Raw genomic sequence first — 261 nt, 5'->3', positions numbered from 1 at the left:
GGAGTGGGACATTGCTCCCTGTAATGACGGCAAGCGGCACGGGGACGGCGAGTAGCCAGACACCAACACCGAAGGCGAGCCCGACACCCGCAGTTGAGGCAGGGTTAATCCGTAGTGGTTCAGACAGGCTAAACTCGAGCAGTCCCGCACAGAGTACACCGAGCGTTCCCCCAGCAAGCAGCGTCAACAGCCCACCCACGAGCACACTAGAGCTGCCGACAAGACTGGCTGCGAGAGGAAAGCCATCCTGGACACTGACAC

At 60.9% G+C, this 261-nt stretch carries 1 protein-coding gene; it reads right to left on the bottom strand.

Translation table 11 applies throughout. From position 1 onward, the window contains the following. The coding region (locus tag EXE42_RS19710) for a hypothetical protein (protein WP_206750744.1) at window positions 1–187 on the bottom strand (187 nt) is incomplete at its 3' end. Between the last annotated feature and the right edge of the window lie 74 nt (window positions 188–261).

It is taken from the genome of Halorubrum sp. SP3 (genome assembly GCF_005435195.1).
GTDB classification, from domain to species: Archaea; Halobacteriota; Halobacteria; order Halobacteriales; family Haloferacaceae; genus Halorubrum; species Halorubrum sodomense.
Note: the sequence above shows the minus strand (reverse complement) of the source record. Positions and strands in the feature narration are given on the sequence as shown.